The 15,387-nt window shown below is 52.3% G+C and carries 13 protein-coding genes; 3 read left to right on the top strand and 10 right to left on the bottom strand.

Annotated elements, in window-relative coordinates; genetic code table 11:
- Positions 1-40 precede the first annotated feature (40 nt).
- Genes C7M51_RS01325 through C7M51_RS01310 form a run of 4 tightly spaced genes read right to left on the bottom strand, consistent with a single transcriptional unit; the run spans position 41 to position 4,276 of the window.
- The gene (locus tag C7M51_RS01325) at positions 41-1,327 is read right to left on the bottom strand and encodes an ABC transporter substrate-binding protein (protein ID WP_160619812.1); all 1,287 of its coding nucleotides are present in this window, start codon (positions 1,325-1,327) and stop codon (positions 41-43) included.
- 17 nt (positions 1,328-1,344) lie between these two features.
- Positions 1,345-2,472, bottom strand: coding sequence for an ABC transporter ATP-binding protein (locus C7M51_RS01320; protein ID WP_160619811.1), 1,128 nt, complete (start codon positions 2,470-2,472; stop codon positions 1,345-1,347).
- 12 nt (positions 2,473-2,484) lie between these two features.
- Positions 2,485-3,393 (bottom strand): carbohydrate ABC transporter permease, encoded by a 909-nt coding sequence (locus C7M51_RS01315; RefSeq protein ID WP_160619810.1) that lies wholly within the window; start codon positions 3,391-3,393, stop codon positions 2,485-2,487.
- Positions 3,386-4,276 carry a carbohydrate ABC transporter permease gene (locus C7M51_RS01310; protein WP_160619809.1) on the bottom strand — a complete coding sequence of 297 codons (891 nt, stop codon included), beginning with the start codon at positions 4,274-4,276 and terminating at the stop codon, positions 3,386-3,388. The genes C7M51_RS01315 and C7M51_RS01310 overlap by 8 nt, the downstream gene beginning before the upstream one ends.
- 1,304 nt (positions 4,277-5,580) lie before the next feature.
- Here C7M51_RS01310 and C7M51_RS01305 point away from each other — a divergent pair.
- Together C7M51_RS01305 and C7M51_RS01300 are read left to right on the top strand one after the other, a co-directional pair.
- Entirely contained in the window at positions 5,581-6,282 is a 702-nt protein-coding gene (locus tag C7M51_RS01305) for an oligogalacturonate-specific porin KdgM family protein (RefSeq protein WP_160619808.1), read from the top strand.
- 62 nt (positions 6,283-6,344) lie between these two features.
- Positions 6,345-8,057: a pectate lyase gene (locus tag C7M51_RS01300; RefSeq protein WP_425280990.1), complete on the top strand. Its 1,713-nt coding sequence runs from the start codon at positions 6,345-6,347 to the stop codon at positions 8,055-8,057.
- Positions 8,058-8,183: 126 nt separating this feature from the next.
- Here the strand turns inward: C7M51_RS01300 and C7M51_RS01295 are convergent, their stop codons facing one another.
- Positions 8,184-8,732, bottom strand: a complete 549-nt coding sequence (locus tag C7M51_RS01295) for a helix-turn-helix transcriptional regulator (protein ID WP_160619807.1) — start codon at positions 8,730-8,732, stop codon at positions 8,184-8,186.
- 541 nt (positions 8,733-9,273) lie between these two features.
- On the opposite strand from C7M51_RS01295, the gene C7M51_RS01290 reads away from it, so the two are divergent.
- A complete protein-coding gene (locus tag C7M51_RS01290) occupies positions 9,274-9,786 on the top strand; it encodes a GNAT family N-acetyltransferase (RefSeq protein ID WP_160619806.1) in 513 nt (170 codons plus the stop codon).
- A 208-nt stretch (positions 9,787-9,994) separates the two neighbouring features.
- Here C7M51_RS01290 and flhA read toward each other — a convergent pair whose 3' ends face one another.
- Genes flhA through hypB form a run of 5 tightly spaced genes read right to left on the bottom strand, consistent with a single transcriptional unit; the run spans position 9,995 to position 15,384 of the window.
- On the bottom strand, positions 9,995-12,085 hold the full coding sequence (gene flhA / locus C7M51_RS01285; RefSeq protein ID WP_160619805.1) for a formate hydrogenlyase transcriptional activator FlhA: 2,091 nt from the start codon (positions 12,083-12,085) through the stop codon (positions 9,995-9,997).
- A 29-nt stretch (positions 12,086-12,114) separates the two neighbouring features.
- Positions 12,115-13,125, bottom strand: coding sequence for a hydrogenase expression/formation protein HypE (gene hypE, locus C7M51_RS01280; protein WP_160619804.1), 1,011 nt, complete (start codon positions 13,123-13,125; stop codon positions 12,115-12,117).
- Positions 13,122-14,243, bottom strand: coding sequence for a hydrogenase formation protein HypD (gene hypD, locus C7M51_RS01275; protein ID WP_160619803.1), 1,122 nt, complete (start codon positions 14,241-14,243; stop codon positions 13,122-13,124). The genes hypE and hypD overlap by 4 nt, the downstream gene beginning before the upstream one ends.
- The gene (locus tag C7M51_RS01270; RefSeq protein WP_160619802.1) at positions 14,243-14,521 is read right to left on the bottom strand and encodes a HypC/HybG/HupF family hydrogenase formation chaperone; all 279 of its coding nucleotides are present in this window, start codon (positions 14,519-14,521) and stop codon (positions 14,243-14,245) included. The genes hypD and C7M51_RS01270 overlap by 1 nt, the downstream gene beginning before the upstream one ends.
- On the bottom strand, positions 14,512-15,384 hold the full coding sequence (hypB, locus tag C7M51_RS01265) for a hydrogenase nickel incorporation protein HypB (protein WP_160619801.1): 873 nt from the start codon (positions 15,382-15,384) through the stop codon (positions 14,512-14,514). The genes C7M51_RS01270 and hypB overlap by 10 nt, the downstream gene beginning before the upstream one ends.
- Between the last annotated feature and the right edge of the window lie 3 nt (positions 15,385-15,387).

Below are 15,387 nucleotides of genomic sequence, written 5' to 3'. Positions count from 1 at the left end.
ACCCCGCCACAGCTGGCGGGGTAGGTTCTGACAGAGAGGACTAGCGCATGGCGCGACGCAGGATACGTTCGGCCTGACGCTGGAAGTCAGCAGCGGCTTCCTCTATCGTTTTCTGTCCGTAGTCGATGTACTGTAAAGTGGTACCGAACTGGGCAACAATCTGCGGATCGTCAAAGTACGGTGATACGGAGAGCGTGGTCGGCAGAGACTGTGCTAAACGCAGGCCCGCTACTGCCGGATCGTTTTCGCTAACAACGCCCGTTTCGGTCAGGAAGCCCCTGGCCGCTTTACTCAACGGCACGCCACGTTCCAGACCCAGCGCTTCCACGCCTGCTTTGTCGTTAAGCAGGAAATTAATCAGTTTTGCAGCAGCTTCCGGCTGTTTAGTTGATTTACCGATAGAGAGCATCAGCGCAGGTTTGAAGAACAGACCGGCATCTTTAGCACCATCCAGCATCGGATAGCTGCCCAATTCCAGCCTGGCTGGTGGCTTCAGGTTATCGGAATATTTTTTGATGGTGGAGTTCCACATGTAGGTGCCGCCCCACTCGCCCTGAATCCACGGCTTCATCTCATACATGTTGCTCTTACCAAATGATGCATAGTATTTGGTATCCGGCATCACGTGGCTGTCGATGAGTTTCTTATACATCTGGAAGAACTCAACCCATTGCTCTTTGCTGTAGCTGAATTTTTTACCCTGCTCATCAATGGCCGGAATGTTGTACTTCTGCACCATATAGGAGTTCAGCAGCGCCAGCGTATCCTGGTGCTCCAGCACGATCGGGTAATACTGCTTGCCGAGCTTGCTTTCAAAAGCTTTACCGGCTTCCATCAGCGCGTCCCAGGTTTGTGGGTATTCAACGCCAGCCTTTTTCCAGGTTTCATCGTTGAAGTAGAACACGCGAGCGGTAACGGAAACCGGAATACCGTTCAGCTTGCCGTTAACCGTGGTGGTTTGCAGCTCCGTCGCTTCGAACTGGCTTAAATCGATCACGTTCTTCATTTTGTTCAGATCGTAGAAGCCATCGCCGTTTTTAGAGAAAATCGGCAGCCAGTTCCAGTTGGTCTGCATGACATCCGGCTCGGTGCCACCCGCAATCTGGGTAGTCAGACGGGAAAGGTGACCATCCCAGCCGGTGTATTCGGCCTTCACGTTGATATCCGGGTTCTGTTTGTGGAACTCTTCAACCGCTTTCAGCGTCACCTGGTGACGGCTGTTGCCGCCCCACCATGACATACGTAAATTGGCATCCCTGGCCATTGACGGCAGCGCGGTAAGTCCCAGAGTGGCGGAGATTGCTGCGCTTAAAAGCACTTTTTTCATAATAATACTCCAGTAGGTTACAGAGAAATGTTCTGCTCGGTTTTCGCGTCAAAGATATGACATTTATTCATATCAAACTTGAAATAGACCCGACGATGAAGCCCTTTAGCAATCATAGGCTTAGCTTCATCTGACGGTATACGAGCCGTTAGTTCATAATCCGCCACTTTCAGGTAGACAAAGAATTCATGGCCCATGTTTTCCACGCGTACCATTTCACCGCTGCAACTTCCTTCGGCAAATGGCTCATCAGCGACAGAGACGAATTCCGGGCGCACGCCGTAAAATACGTCTTGTCCTTTATGATTGAGCACTTTCTCCTGCTTCTCGGCTGACAGCGGCATCGTTTCGTTGCCGATAGTCAGATGCAGACGTCCGTCATGCTCCACCAGTTTTGAGGCGCGGATGTTCATTTCCGGCGCGCCGATAAAGCCCGCCACGAACATATTTTTCGGTTTGTGATACAGATTATCCGGAGTATCCACCTGCATGATGTGGCCCAGCTTCATCACGCAGATACGGTCACCCATGGTCATCGCTTCGGTCTGATCGTGGGTAACGTAAACGGTGGTCGCAGGCTTACCGGATTTCTTCAGCTGCTTATGCAGGTCAGAGATACGGATACGCATTGACGCACGCAGTTTCGCATCGAGGTTGGAGAGCGGTTCGTCGAACAGGAACACGTCCGGTTTCTTCACGATGGCGCGGCCTACCGCCACACGCTGTGCCTGACCGCCGGAAAGCTGGCGCGGCAGGCGATCCATCAGCTCCTCCAGCTCAAGGATTTTGGCCGCTTCGTTAACCTGCTGTTCAATCTGCTCTTTCGGCAGCTTGCTCAGCTTCAGGCCAAAGGCCAGGTTTTCACGCACGGTCATATGCGGATAGAGCGCATAGTTCTGGAACACCATCGCAATACCACGCTCTTTCGGCGCCAGGTTATTCACGATTTTGTCGCCGATACGCACTTCACCGCCGCTGATGGTCTCCAGACCAGCCAGCATACGCAGGGTAGTCGATTTGGCGCAGCCGGACGGACCGACAATAACCATGAACTCACCTTCTGCGATTTTCAGGTCGATACCATGTACCGCTTTGAAGCCGTTGGAGTAAACCTTTTCCAGTTTGTTGAAAATAACTTCAGCCATGATATTTCCCTCTTAACCTTTAATTCCGCTGCTGGTAACGCCCTGTACGAAGTGACGCTGCGCCAGGAAGAACACAATGATGGATGGCAGAATGGAGATGCTCGCCATTGCCAGAATTTCATTCCACGGCGCACCTTCGGTGACGTCGATGGACATTTTAAGAGCCAGTGCAATCGGGTACTTCTCTACGCTGTAGACATAGATCAGCGGGCCGATAAAGTCGTTCATTGACCACATGAACTGGAACAGTGCGACAGAGATGATGGCCGGTTTCAGAATCGGCACCACCACGTACCACAGCACCTGCATAGAGTTACAGCCGTCAATCTGCGCCGCTTCTTCCATGTCACGCGGTACGCCGCGCAGGAACTGAATCAGCATGAAGACAAAGAACCCTTGCGTGGCGAAGGCCAGCGGCAGATAGAGCGGCAGATAGCTGTCCAGCATGCCCATTTCACGGAACATCAGATACTGAGGAATCAGCAGTACGGTGCTCGGCAGCAGCATGGTGGTAATCAGCGTTGCGAACCAGAATTTCTTCCATGGAATCTCGAAGCGGGCAAAGCCGTACGCCACGATGGTGGAGGAGATAATGGTCAGGATCACTTTCGGAATTACATACTTGAAGGTGTTCAGCATGTAATGACCGAAGTTATATTCCGTGCCGGTTTTCCAGCCGTTAACAAACCCTTCCCAGGTGGCATGTGCCGGCCACAGGCTCATGGTGGAAAAGATTTCATGGTTCGGTTTGAACGATGCCGAGAACATCCACACCAGCGGATAAAGCATCAGCAGACCGACAATCAGCAGCACGATATAACGAATGGTGCGGTTAATTTTTTCACGACGCATGGTACGGGCAACTTCACGTTCAGCCACTTCCATTGCTGTCGACAGTTGACTTTGCTGGATATCAGCCATTTTTGCCTCCCTTATCCGCAGAGTAGAACACCCAGTATTTCGATGATTTAAAGGAAATAGCGGCAAACACGGCTACCACCAGGAACAACACCCAGGCCAGCGCAGCGCCGTAGCCCATATCGAAGTACTTGAACGCGGTGTCATAGATGTACAGCGAGAACAGGTAAGTTGAGTAAGTCGGGCCACCGCCGGTAATGACGTATGGTCCGGTAAACTCCTGGAACGCCTGCGTGGTTTGCATAATGAAGTTAAAGAAAATCACCGGCGTAATCAGCGGTACGGTCACTTTCAGGAACATCTGCCATTTAGAAGCGCCGTCGATCATCGCAGCTTCATACTGAGACTGCGGCACGTTTTGCAGCGCAGCGAGGAAGATCACCATCGCAGAACCAAACTGCCATACGCGCAGCAGCGTTACCGACATCAGGGCCAGTGAAGGCTCACCCAGCCAGTTCACCGGATCAAAACCCAGTACGCCGATAAAGCTATTCAACAGACCATCGATAGCGAACAGCGCACGCCACAGTACGGCGATAGCCACGGAGCTACCGAGGATAGACGGAATGTAGTAAGCGGTACGGAAGAAACCGATGCCGCGCAGTTTAAAGTTCAGGACGAACGCAATACCCAGCGCAAAAGCCAGCTTCAGCGGAATCGTCAAAAATACATAGGCAAACGTCACGCCCATGGATTTCCAGAACAGCGCATCTTCAGCCAGCATATAGCGATAGTTTTCGATGCCGTTAAATTGCGGCGGACTCATCAGATCGTAATCAGTAAAACTGAGGAAGAACGATGAAACGAAAGGGAAAGCCGTAAAGACAATCAACCCAATAATATAGGGAGATATCCAGGCTAACCCCAGGAGTTTGTTTTCATTCATACATACCTACCTGGCAAACAAGTTTGTTAATGGATTCGGTAATGAAGCGGCTCCGGCAGAGCGAAAGGGCCAGAGAGCTACGGTATCTGTTGACGGTTTGCCATTCGGCGCTTCCCCATAACGTGTTGAAACAAAAAGCGTAATGATGCGGTTTCATAGTTCCTTAGATTCCGTTTCATATTTTCTGCCGCTTGAATCTTAATTTGTAAAACGTCGTTTTAATTTTATTTTATTGCTATTTGTTTCCACGTCATTCAAATCATGACAGAAGTGTGATCCACGTCGAAACACTGTTTCAAAAAGATGAGGAGGGTGGCATTTTTGCCACTGGGCTATTGAGTCTGGCGAAGAAAGCGAGACAACAAAAAGGAGATGCCGCGCCAGGGACGATATGTTTATTTTTTTTAACCCTGCCTGTATAGCTATACGGATAAAAATAAATAGCGCATCAGACAAAGCTTACGTGAGCAAATTCACGTTCATATCTGGCTATTCAATAGCACCGCCGAACAGACGCTGTCGGCCATTGTCTCCTTCACAGATTTAGCGCTGAGCCTATTAAAGTTAATGGTTATCGTTTTCCTTTATTGCTCAGGCGTAACCGGCTATCTGATACAGTAATCCCTCTCAACAATATACGTTCGGCTACCAAGCTGGATATATTACCATTGCGAAAGTATGGTCTGCTGCGCTGTCATTTCTGGAGATAACTTCATATCAATCTCTAGCCCGTCTTTTTGCCAACGGTTAACGATAGCTTATTTATCCTTTTGCTACTGCCGCATTCGCGGATAACCAGGAAAATCTTTACATCCAGAGAGGTCGCTACTGATAGCAAATGCATTAATAAAAAACAAAATCAAGATAAGTTATTGATATACAAACAATAACAGATATAGGACTATCTTTAAAATCACGCAAAAACATATTTAAATGAGAAACAAAATTTTGAGATCTGCAACTCAAAACAGTATTTCAATTTGTGTAAAATTCCTTTCCAAGATTTCTAAGGCGAAAAATTTATAGTACATCAGGGTGACAATACCTTCTGGGAAGGTTCAGTCAGAATAAAACCATACGACAGCGTTAAACTTTCTTATGGCTCTCTGGATGCGCGCAATAACGGCTACAGACAGGTAATTAAAACCGTTTATTTCATTTATAAATGGAAGCTGCACATCTGTTGATATTCAGCCCCTTAATAGAAATTTAAAAATACTTTTTATTTTTATAAACAAATAAACCCTCTCTGTACCAAAGAAGAGAAAAAATTTTACACTTGAACTCTATAATAAGAGGTTGATATGTTACGCTCACTGTTATTGATTACTATCCCTGTAATGAGTTTTGCCGCCCAGGCGGTTACGATTGATTACCGCCATGAAATGAATGACAACGGGGGTAATAATCATAAAGACAGATTGTTAATGTCCCACCGCTTCGCCAATGGGTTCGGTCTCTCACTTGAAGGGAAATGGAAAGGTTCACAAAAGAAAGATAAAGCCTATCACGAAACCGTCAGCAACGGCACTGAAGTCGTTGCCAGCTATGTTTATAAAATTAATCCGACTTTCCAGATCGAACCGGGCTTCTCGCTGGACACCAGCTCCTCATCCAATAACTATCGCCCTTACCTGCGTGGTAAAGCGAACGTTAGCAATGATGTGAGTGCATCACTGCGCTATCGCCCGTACTACAAGCGTAATTCCGCGAATATCGGCACCAAAAAAGATACGTCAGAAAACGGTTATAACCTCACCCTGGTTTTATCCTATAAATTCCTCCAGGATTACCAGCTTGATTATGAAATTGATTATAAAAAAGCCAACTCTGATGGCGTAATTATTGCCAACAATAAGAACGAAGACTGGACTCACGATTTTAAATTAACTTATAAACTCGATAAAAACTGGGCGCCTTATGCAGCCATTGGTAACGTTTCAGGCAGCAAAGCAACTGATGAAAGGCAGACCCGTTACCGTGTTGGTGTGAAATATTCATTCTAATCAATAACCTAAACGCAAGCTGAGCACCAAAATGCTCAGCTTTCCTTTTACGTATGAGGTAAATGATGAAACTATCTGGTTTAGCTGTGATAGTGAGTTTATTTAGCATTTTTCCACACTATTCACAGGCGCAAGACAGTCTACGACTTAGCAGCGTTAAAGAATTTGCAGACGCGGTAATCGATAAAGGAAAGAGTAAAATTCACCCGGATGTTCCCCTGCTTGCTGATGGTATCGATCCGCGAACCGGTCAACAGATGGAATGGATCTTTCCCGATGGAAAAACAGCCGTCCTGTCAAACTTCTCCGCACAACAAAACTTCATGCGCGTTCTGGTAGGGTTAACTAACCTGACCGGCGATCAAAAATATAAGCAGCTTGCTGAAGATAACGTTCGCTACTATTTCAAAAACTACCAGGATGAAAGCGGCCTCTTACTGTGGGGCGGTCACCGGTTTATCGACCTGAATACGTTACAGCCGGAAGGTCCCAGCGAAAAAGAGCTGGTCCACGAGCTTAAAAATGCCTATCCCTGGTACGATCTGATGTTCTCGGTGGATAAACAAGCCACGGTGAAATTTGTTCGCGCCTTCTGGAATGCGCATGTCTACGACTGGAAAATCCTTGAAACCAGCCGTCACGGTCAGTATGGCAAAGCGCAAGGAAAACTGTGGAATAACGAATTTGAGCAACAGCCACCGTTCTTCGCTACGAAAGGGTTGAGCTTCCTTAACGCAGGTAATGACCTGATCTATTCCGCATCGATGTTATATAAATATAACCATGAAGACGGTGCATTAGTTTGGGCAAAACGTCTGGCGGAACAGTACGTTCTCCCGCGTGATAAGAAAACCGGCCTCGGCGTTTACCAGTTCACCCAGCCGCTGAAACGTGCGGAAACGACCGACGACGGCGATACTAACTCAAAATATGGCGATCGCGCTCAACGTCAGTTCGGCCCGGAATTCGGCCCTGACGCGCTGGAAGGCAATATGATGCTGAAAGGCAGAACCAGCACGATCTATTCAGAAAATGCCCTGATGCAACTGGCACTGGCTAAATCGCTGGGTAAAGATGGGGAAGACATAAAAAAATGGACGCTGGATGGTTTAATCGCCTTTGCAAACTGGGCGTATGACGAAAAAACCAATACCTTCCGTCCTATGTTAGCGAACGGCACCGATCTTTCTGGCTATATCCTGAAACGGGATGGCTACTACGGTAAGAAAGGGAAAGAGCTGACGCCCTATCCTGCCGGTAATGAATTTCTGCTGTCATACGCCAGGGCCTGGACGCTCGATCCTAATCCGCAGCTCTGGAAAGTTGCACGCGGGATCGCTAAAGGACAGGATCTTGGTGATATCGGCGAGCCTGGCGGTGCCAACAGCAAGCTGAATATGGCGACCAGCAATAAAGAACCTTACGCTATTTTCGCGCTGATTGACCTCTGGCAATCAAGCGGCCAGAAAGGTTACCTGGAACTGGCTGATAAAATCGCCCAGAACATTATCTCAACCCAGCGTATTAACGGTTTCTTTATCGACGATCCGCAATATATCTATGCGAATATCGATCACATCGCTCCTTACGCACTGCTGGCGCTTGAAGCTGCCTGGCAGAACAAACCCGATGCCGTCGCACCTTTCCTTAACGGTGCTGGCTTTACGGAAGGCGCATATCGCGTACAGGATGGAAGCATTCGTTATTCCACCCGTGACGATGAGCTGTTCAAATTAAAACCTGGCGAAATGCTGAAACCTAACGGTAAACGTTAAGTTTCCCAACAAAAAAGGCAGGATGTTTTCATCCTGCCTTTTTTATTCGTTCTGATAATGTCTTTCCTGCCCTCGCGAATCGCGCATTACCAGTCCGTCATTACCACCATTTCTGCATTCCCCAAATCAGGTAGCCATATTCAGCGCGCCGCTGCTGTATAGCACGCACAGTTCCTGTATGCTTTTAGTACCCGTTCGCTTCATTAGCCCGCTGCGTTGTACGCTTACGGTGCTGGGGCTGACGCTACGAATAGAGGCAATCTCATCGATGGAATAACCGCGTAACGTTAACCGCATGATCTGCTGTTCTGCCTGGGTAAACTTAAACAAATTCTGAGCATTATTGACCGCCGCGTTTTGCACCTGTAGCGTTTCCATTACCGTTAGCGCCTGACGCAGTTCGCTTACCGTTAACTGTTCAGGCAGGCACAGAATGGTCAGATCGGGATACAGACGCTTCAGGATATAAAAATAACGTTCCGGAGAGATGAAAATAGCGTAGTTATGGGGAGGGTGTTGCGTCATACATGAAAACATCTCGGCAAGATCCATCCCGGTAGTCACGTAAATACACCGATCTAACGGCGGAGAATGGCTACGACGCTGCTTCGCTATCTCCTGCAATATCGCTTTCACTCCACAAATGTAAAATGAGTCCTTCCCAAAGACATTCATACATTCTCCCAGAGATAAAGGCTTTTTTCTTTTTAATTTTCAGAAGTAAAGAAGCGCACCGCTCCTTTTTAAAATGGCAACGTTAATTTATCAAAACAACGTTTCATAATTTGTGATGACTGACACATTTTGTGACAAGTTAGCCAACGTTCCCTGACAGAAGACAAAGCTTAATACCTTGTTTTTTACCTGAGATTTTTCTTGCGAAATTAAAAAGTTTCTCTTACCTGATTTAATGAGATCTATTTATTTCTTCTGTAGATTAAATTAGCGGTAACCTTAATCAGACCGGCGATAACCAGATACATAAAATGCCCCTGCTTCCCCCTTTCTGAGCGTTTCATCAGATTCTCTGATAGTCAGCTATCACGCCTTATAAGAAAGGCTATGAGGCGGAAGAGACTCTTTTTGTTGGCGCAGCAGGCAGACATCTGTACAACCGCCAGGCCAGGGCGATGGTGGCTTGCGTCAGGTCATTATTGTTTCTGTTTTGCGGTGACATTATCTTCATTGTTCTGAATATTGTTGTAAGAGAATTCCCATGCTCATCCGTAAAGCCTGCCCTTCAGACGCGGAACAACTTGCCGCGCTGGCCAGACGTACTTTTATCGATACCTTTGGTAACGACAACACGCCTGAAGATATGGCGCTTCACTGCCGTTTAAGCTATTCGCCGGAAATACAGCGTAAGGAAATAGAGAACCCGGACTGGGTTACGCTGGTCTGCGAAGAGAACGGCGAACTGGCGGGCTATGCCCAGCTGCGCTGGGAAGAGTTTCCGCCCTGCGTAGGATCTGACAACGCCGGGGAAATTCTCTGTTTCTACCTTGATAAAGCCTGGCATGGACGAGGAGTAGCCCGTCAGCTAATGGCGGCCTCTCTGGATGCGTTCAGGCAATATGGTTCAGATGTGGTGTGGCTTGGCGTCTGGGAGCACAACCCCAAAGCTATCGCTTTCTATCATAAAGTGGGTTTTACCGAGGTGGGCGAACATATATTTCAGCTTGGCTCCGATCCGCAGCGTGACATTATCCTGCTGCGCAGGCTGAGCTAACGGTTACCGTCAGGCTCATAACGAACCCGACGGCCTTTGAACGGGCTGCACCGCAAAGGTAGAGTGTCTGCTGCTGTGGGTTCAGTTCAGGCTGCTCTGTCAGTTAAATTTGCGCCAGCCCACACGCTGAAGGAGCTGTTTTAGTCCTGAATGGCAAGCGCGAGCTCTTCCCGGAGATCGCGCTTTTTACTGGCCGGGAAATCCCTCCTCAGAAGAGCGAATGCTTATCAATGCCCAGCCGTTTCATGCGCGACAGCAGCGTGGTGCGCTTCAGCCCTAAGCGCTGTGCCGCCCCCCTCGGTCCGGCAATAACACCGTTGGTCTCCTTAAGCACCCGCACGATACGCTGATACTCCTCCTCCCCTTCGCGAACCTCGCTGATGGCCGGCTGCTCCAGCGCGGCGACGCTTGCCGCGCGGTGGAAGTCGATATCCGGCATAGAAAGCTGAAGCACATTGCCACGGGTCAGCAGCACCGCCCGCTCAATGACGTTTTCCAGCTCGCGCACATTGCCGGGCCACTCCATTTTACTCAGCAGGCGCAGAGTCTCCGCCGGAATACTGTCGATACTGCGCCCCAGCCGGTGGGCAATCTTAAAGGTAAAGGACTTCACCAGCAGGGGAATATCTTCCGGACGCTCCCGCAACGGCGGCAGCCAGATCGGAAAGACGTTGAGGCGATAGTAGAGATCGCTGCGGAACTCACGGTCGGCCACCATCTGCTTCAGGTCGCGATTGGTGGCGGCGATCAGGCGCACGTCGGTGCGGATAATGCGGTTGCTGCCAAGCCGCTCGAACTCCTGCTCCTGGAGCACGCGCAGCAGTTTGGGCTGAAGCTCAACGGGCATATCGCCCACCTCATCCAGAAACAGGGTGCTTTTATCCGCCAGTTCAAAGCGGCCGATGCGCTGGGCGCTGGCACCGGTAAAGGCGCCGCGCTCGTGGCCAAAGAGATCGCTCTCCAGCAGACCGGCGGGCATTGCCGCACAGTTCATCTTCACCATCCGGCGATTACTGCGCCCGCTCAGGTTATGGATGGCGCGGGCAATCAGCTCTTTCCCGGTGCCGGTCTCCCCCAGAATCAAAACGGTGCTGTTGCTCTGGGCGACCATCTCCACCTGCTTCATCACCGTCATCATGGCGTTGCTGCGGCCAATGATTTCGCCAAAGTCAGCGGCGACATTGTTGATCTGCTCGGTCAGGGCCAGGTTTTCGTCGATCAGCCGCTCTTTCAGATGGCTGATCTCCCGGTAAGAGAGGGCGTTATCCACGGCGATGGCGATGCGTTCAGCAATCTGGCTCAGCAGCTTCAGGTTGGCGGCAGTAAACACCTGCGCTTTGCACTGCGCCAGCTTCAGGGTGCCGAGCACCCGGTCACGGAAAATCAGCGGGAACAGGCACAGCGTCTGGTCCTGCTCGCCCCACATATCAAACAACATTCTTTCGTAGGGGGCGTGACGGTCCCGGTGATGGAGTTTAAGCATCAGCATCTGCTTAGTATGCATTACCTTTTCAGACAGCGTCCCCTTTTCGTCCACCTCGCTCTGATCCTGCAACGGCGCGTTTTTATCTACGTAGTGAGTGGAGTAGATAATAAGCTTTCCGGGATGGTCGCTGCGCAGCACCATGCTGATGGAATCGATGCCGAAGTTGCGCTGAATTTCCCGGGAAACCTCCGCCACCAGCTCATCCAGATCGAGCTTTGACAGCACGGCGTTGGTGATAGCCACCAGCAGGCGGAAATCGTCCCGTTCACGGCAGAGCAGCTCGTAGCTGTCGCTGCTGTTCAGCCGCGCCTGAATCTGCTCCACGGCAAGGCCGACGGCCTGGGTGAGCGTTTGCAGATGGGAGAAGTCGGCGTCGCTCCAGGCACTGTCGTTATTGCGCAGAAACTCGCAGCCGCCGAAGATCCGACCGTCGGCGGCCAGCGGCGTCATGCAGTAGTGAGCAAAGGGAGGATAGAGCGCCAGCGCGGCAAGCGCTGGCCAGGTCTGGCTAAACTGTTCGGCCCTGCAATGCAGCACGTCCGGGCGCGACAGCATGCGGTGAAAAGGACCATTTGCCAGCAACGGCTCATCTTCATAACGGACGTCCAGCCCCTGTTCATCGGTGCCGTACAGATAAACGCGCCGCGGTTCTGGCTGCCAGAGCAGAATATTGACGCGATCGGCCAGCTTTATCTGCCGAACATGCCGGGTAAGCGCCTGCGCCAGGGCGCAGAGATCCGGCTGTTGCAGCAAAGTACGGGTTATATCAAACAATCCCTGATCGACAGGATCGTTCGTGGGTGTATACGACATGCGTTATATCCAGAAAAGTAAGGACCGGGTCAGCAAATACGGGGGAGCGGTTCAGCATGGGGCAAATTAAGCGTGCGTTTCACCCCGTACAGGCCGGTGAGTCGTACCCCTTTGCGCTCCACCACCTCGCCGACAATCGCCGCGTTCTCGCCAAGAGGATGCTGACGCAACAGGGCCAGCACGCGCTCCGCCGCCTGGCGCTCAACCACAATCGCCAGCTTGCCTTCGTTAGCAAAGTTGAGGGGATCCAGCCCCAGCAATTCGCAGGCACCGCGTACGGCGAATTTCACCGGCAGGCTGCTTTCTGCTATTTCAATCCCATAGCCGCTACTGGCGGCAAATTCATGGGCGACGGCATTCAGGCCGCCGCGCGTGGCGTCACGCAGGGTTCGTACACCAGGTTCCGTGCGCAGCGCCTGTATCAACGGCGTCAGTACGGCGCAATCGCTCTGCAAATCACCCTCCAGGCCCAGGCCTTCGCGCAGGTTAAGGATGGTTGCGCCGTGATCGCCAAGGGTGCCGCTGACCAGTAGCAGATCGCCCTGCTGAATCTGGCGCATGCCCCAGTGTAGACCGACAGGAATAGTACCGATACCTGCTGTATTAATAAACACCTTATCCGCCGCGCCGCGCGGCACCACTTTGGTATCGCCGGTGACAATAGAAATCCCGGCTGCAGCGGCAGCGGCGGCCATGCTGGCAACAATGCGCTCAAGGGTCGCCATCTCCAGCCCCTCCTCAAGGATAAACCCACAGGAGAGCCAGCGGGGGATCGCCCCGCTCACCGCCACGTCGTTTGCCGTGCCGCAGACCGCCAGTTTGCCGATATTGCCTCCCGGAAAGAAGAGCGGATCTATCACGTAGCTGTCGGTGGAAAAGGCCAGCCGATCGCCGCAGGCGGTTAGCTCATGCAGCGGAATACGCGCCTGATCTTCCTGCTCTGCCAGTAGCGGGTTGGCGAAGGCACGCATAAAAAGCTCGCCGATAAGCTGCTGCATGGCCTGTCCACCGCTGCCGTGGGCGAGGGTTATCTGTTTCAACTTTCACACTCCTGAGAACGGTACTGATACCAGGCGCTGCACGCACCTTCAGATGAGACCATCAGCGCGCCAAAGGCGCTTTGCGGTGTGCATTTCCCGCCAAACAGCGGACACTGGGCCGGTTTACACCGCCCGGTCAGCACCTCACCGCAGCGGGCCTGCGGATCGTCACTGGCGCTTTGGGCGCGGGGCCGGAAGTGGTGCTCGGCGTCAAAGGCGCGATAGGCATCGGTCAGATGCACGCCCGAATGATTGATAATGCCGAGCCCGCGCCATTCGCTGTCACCCGCCACGGCAAACACCTCTTTGATGGCGGCCTGCGCCACGGTGTTGCCCGCGTCCGGCACGATGCGGCGATACTGATTTTCTACCCGACTGTCGCCCGCTATTTTCTGCTCCGCCAACATTAATACCCCCTGCAGGAGATCGACCGGCTCAAAGCCCGCTACCACCAGCGGTCGCCGATACTGCGAGGCAATAAAATCATAGGCGTGGGTGCCAATCACCATACTAACGTGGCCCGGTGCCAGAAAAGCGTCGATGCCGTTTTCCGGTTGTTCCAGCAGGCTTTTCAGCACCGGGATCAGGGTGATGTGCTGACAGAAAAAGTAGAAATTCTGCACGTTCGCCGCCTTTGCCTGGCGCAGGGTCAGAGCGGTGGCAGGCATGGTGGTTTCGAACCCGAGGCCAAAAAAGACCACTTTGTGCTGCGGGTTGTGCTGCGCCAGCTTCAGGGCATCAGCCGGGGAGTAGATAATACGCACGTCCGCGCCGCGCATCCGGGCGTCCAGCAGCGAGCCGTTGCGCCCCGGCACACGCATCGCGTCGCCGAAGGTACAGAAAATGACCTCAGGTCGGCTGGCGATCTCAATACAGGTGTCGATGCGCCCCATTGGCAGCACGCACACCGGGCAGCCGGGCCCGTGGATAAACTCGATGTTGTCGGGCAGCAGCCGATCCAGCCCGAACTTAAAGATGGCGTGGGTGTGGCCGCCGCAGACTTCCATGATGCGCAGCGGACGCCGGGCGCTATAGGGTAATTTCCCGGCGCGGGCCTTCAGGGCCTCGATCAGCTGCATCACCTTTTCCGGATCGCGGTATTCATCAACAAAGCGCATTAGCAGGCCTCCTCACCGAACAGCAGCGGGCCGACGTCCGGCTCCACGTCAAACATATTCTGTAGCGCGGCGAGGGTATCCAGCGCCTCCTCTTCATTAATCACGCTCATGGCGAAGCCAACGTGAACCAGCACCCACTGACCGAGGCGGCTGTGCCCGCTTTCGTCATGGGTGCCGACCAGGGTCAGATCTACATCGCGCATGACGCCACAGACTTCGACTTTGGCCTGCATACCCTCGTCAATTGCGCTGATCTTACCGGGAACGCCTATGCACATCGCTGCGCCTCCAGCCAGGCAAGCCAGGCATCCATTCCGTCGCCGCGGGTGGCGGAGATTTGCAGGATCTCAATCTCCGGGTTCACCTCGCGGGCGGCGGCGAGGCACTTCTCAACATCAAAGTTAAGGTACGGCAGCAAATCTACCTTGTTCAGCAGCATCACCGAGGCGGCGGCAAACATGTGGGGATATTTCAGCGGCTTATCTTCGCCTTCGGTTACCGAAAGTACCGCCACCTTATGGCGCTCGCCGAGATCGAAACCGGCGGGGCAGACCAGATTGCCGACGTTTTCGATAAACATAATGCCGCCTTCTTCCAGCGGCAGACGCTGCATCGCATCCTCGATCATCCGGGCATCCAGGTGGCAGCCTTTACCGGTATTGACCTGAATCGCCGGGGTGCCGGTGGCGCGGATCCGCTCCGCGTCGTTAACGGTTTGCTGATCCCCTTCAATTACCGCGCAGGCCACGCGCTGGCGCAGCCGGGTGAGGGTTTCCGTCAGCAGGGTCGTCTTACCGGAGCCAGGGCTGGAAACCAAGTTCAGCACCAGCTGTTTTCTGCTGTGAAAGCGCTCGCGGTTACGGCGGGCAATCAGGTTATTTTTGCTCAGCACATCGATCTCAATCTCGACCATTTTGCGCTGGCTCAGCCCGGGCGCGTGGGTGCCGGCCTCGCCCTGGCCGTAATCAAGCTGGCCGGAAGGATGCTCTGCGGGGGCAAAATCTCCCGCCTCTATCCGAATGATGCGCTGCGGCGGGCGGCGGGCTGGCGCAAAGGGGGCGCTGCGAAACGCGGAGTGGGGATTACGCTCGTCGCCTTCAATATAAAGGTTGCCCCGATCGCAACCGCAGGTGGTACACATGGT

Source organism: Mixta intestinalis, assembly GCF_009914055.1.
Taxonomy (GTDB): domain Bacteria; phylum Pseudomonadota; class Gammaproteobacteria; order Enterobacterales; family Enterobacteriaceae; genus Mixta; species Mixta intestinalis.
The sequence above is the reverse complement of the archived record's forward strand: the minus strand, read 5'-3'. Positions and strand labels throughout refer to the sequence as shown.

Bases quoted from the DNA above. Each gene is read 5' to 3' on its own strand.
- C7M51_RS01325 (WP_160619812.1), bottom strand. From the start codon at position 1,327: ATGAAAAAAGTGCTTTTAAGCGCAGCAATCTCCGCCACTCTGGGACTT.
- C7M51_RS01320 (WP_160619811.1), bottom strand. From the start codon at position 2,472: ATGGCTGAAGTTATTTTCAACAAACTGGAAAAGGTTTACTCCAACGGC.
- C7M51_RS01315 (WP_160619810.1), bottom strand. From the start codon at position 3,393: ATGGCTGATATCCAGCAAAGTCAACTGTCGACAGCAATGGAAGTGGCT.
- C7M51_RS01310 (WP_160619809.1), bottom strand. From the start codon at position 4,276: ATGAATGAAAACAAACTCCTGGGGTTAGCCTGGATATCTCCCTATATT.
- C7M51_RS01305 (WP_160619808.1), top strand. From the start codon at position 5,581: ATGTTACGCTCACTGTTATTGATTACTATCCCTGTAATGAGTTTTGCC.
- C7M51_RS01300 (WP_425280990.1), top strand. From the start codon at position 6,345: ATGATGAAACTATCTGGTTTAGCTGTGATAGTGAGTTTATTTAGCATT.
- C7M51_RS01295 (WP_160619807.1), bottom strand. From the start codon at position 8,732: ATGAATGTCTTTGGGAAGGACTCATTTTACATTTGTGGAGTGAAAGCG.
- C7M51_RS01290 (WP_160619806.1), top strand. From the start codon at position 9,274: ATGCTCATCCGTAAAGCCTGCCCTTCAGACGCGGAACAACTTGCCGCG.
- flhA (WP_160619805.1), bottom strand. From the start codon at position 12,085: ATGTCGTATACACCCACGAACGATCCTGTCGATCAGGGATTGTTTGAT.
- hypD (WP_160619803.1), bottom strand. From the start codon at position 14,243: ATGCGCTTTGTTGATGAATACCGCGATCCGGAAAAGGTGATGCAGCTG.
- C7M51_RS01270 (WP_160619802.1), bottom strand. From the start codon at position 14,521: ATGTGCATAGGCGTTCCCGGTAAGATCAGCGCAATTGACGAGGGTATG.
- hypB (WP_160619801.1), bottom strand. From the start codon at position 15,384: ATGTGTACCACCTGCGGTTGCGATCGGGGCAACCTTTATATTGAAGGC.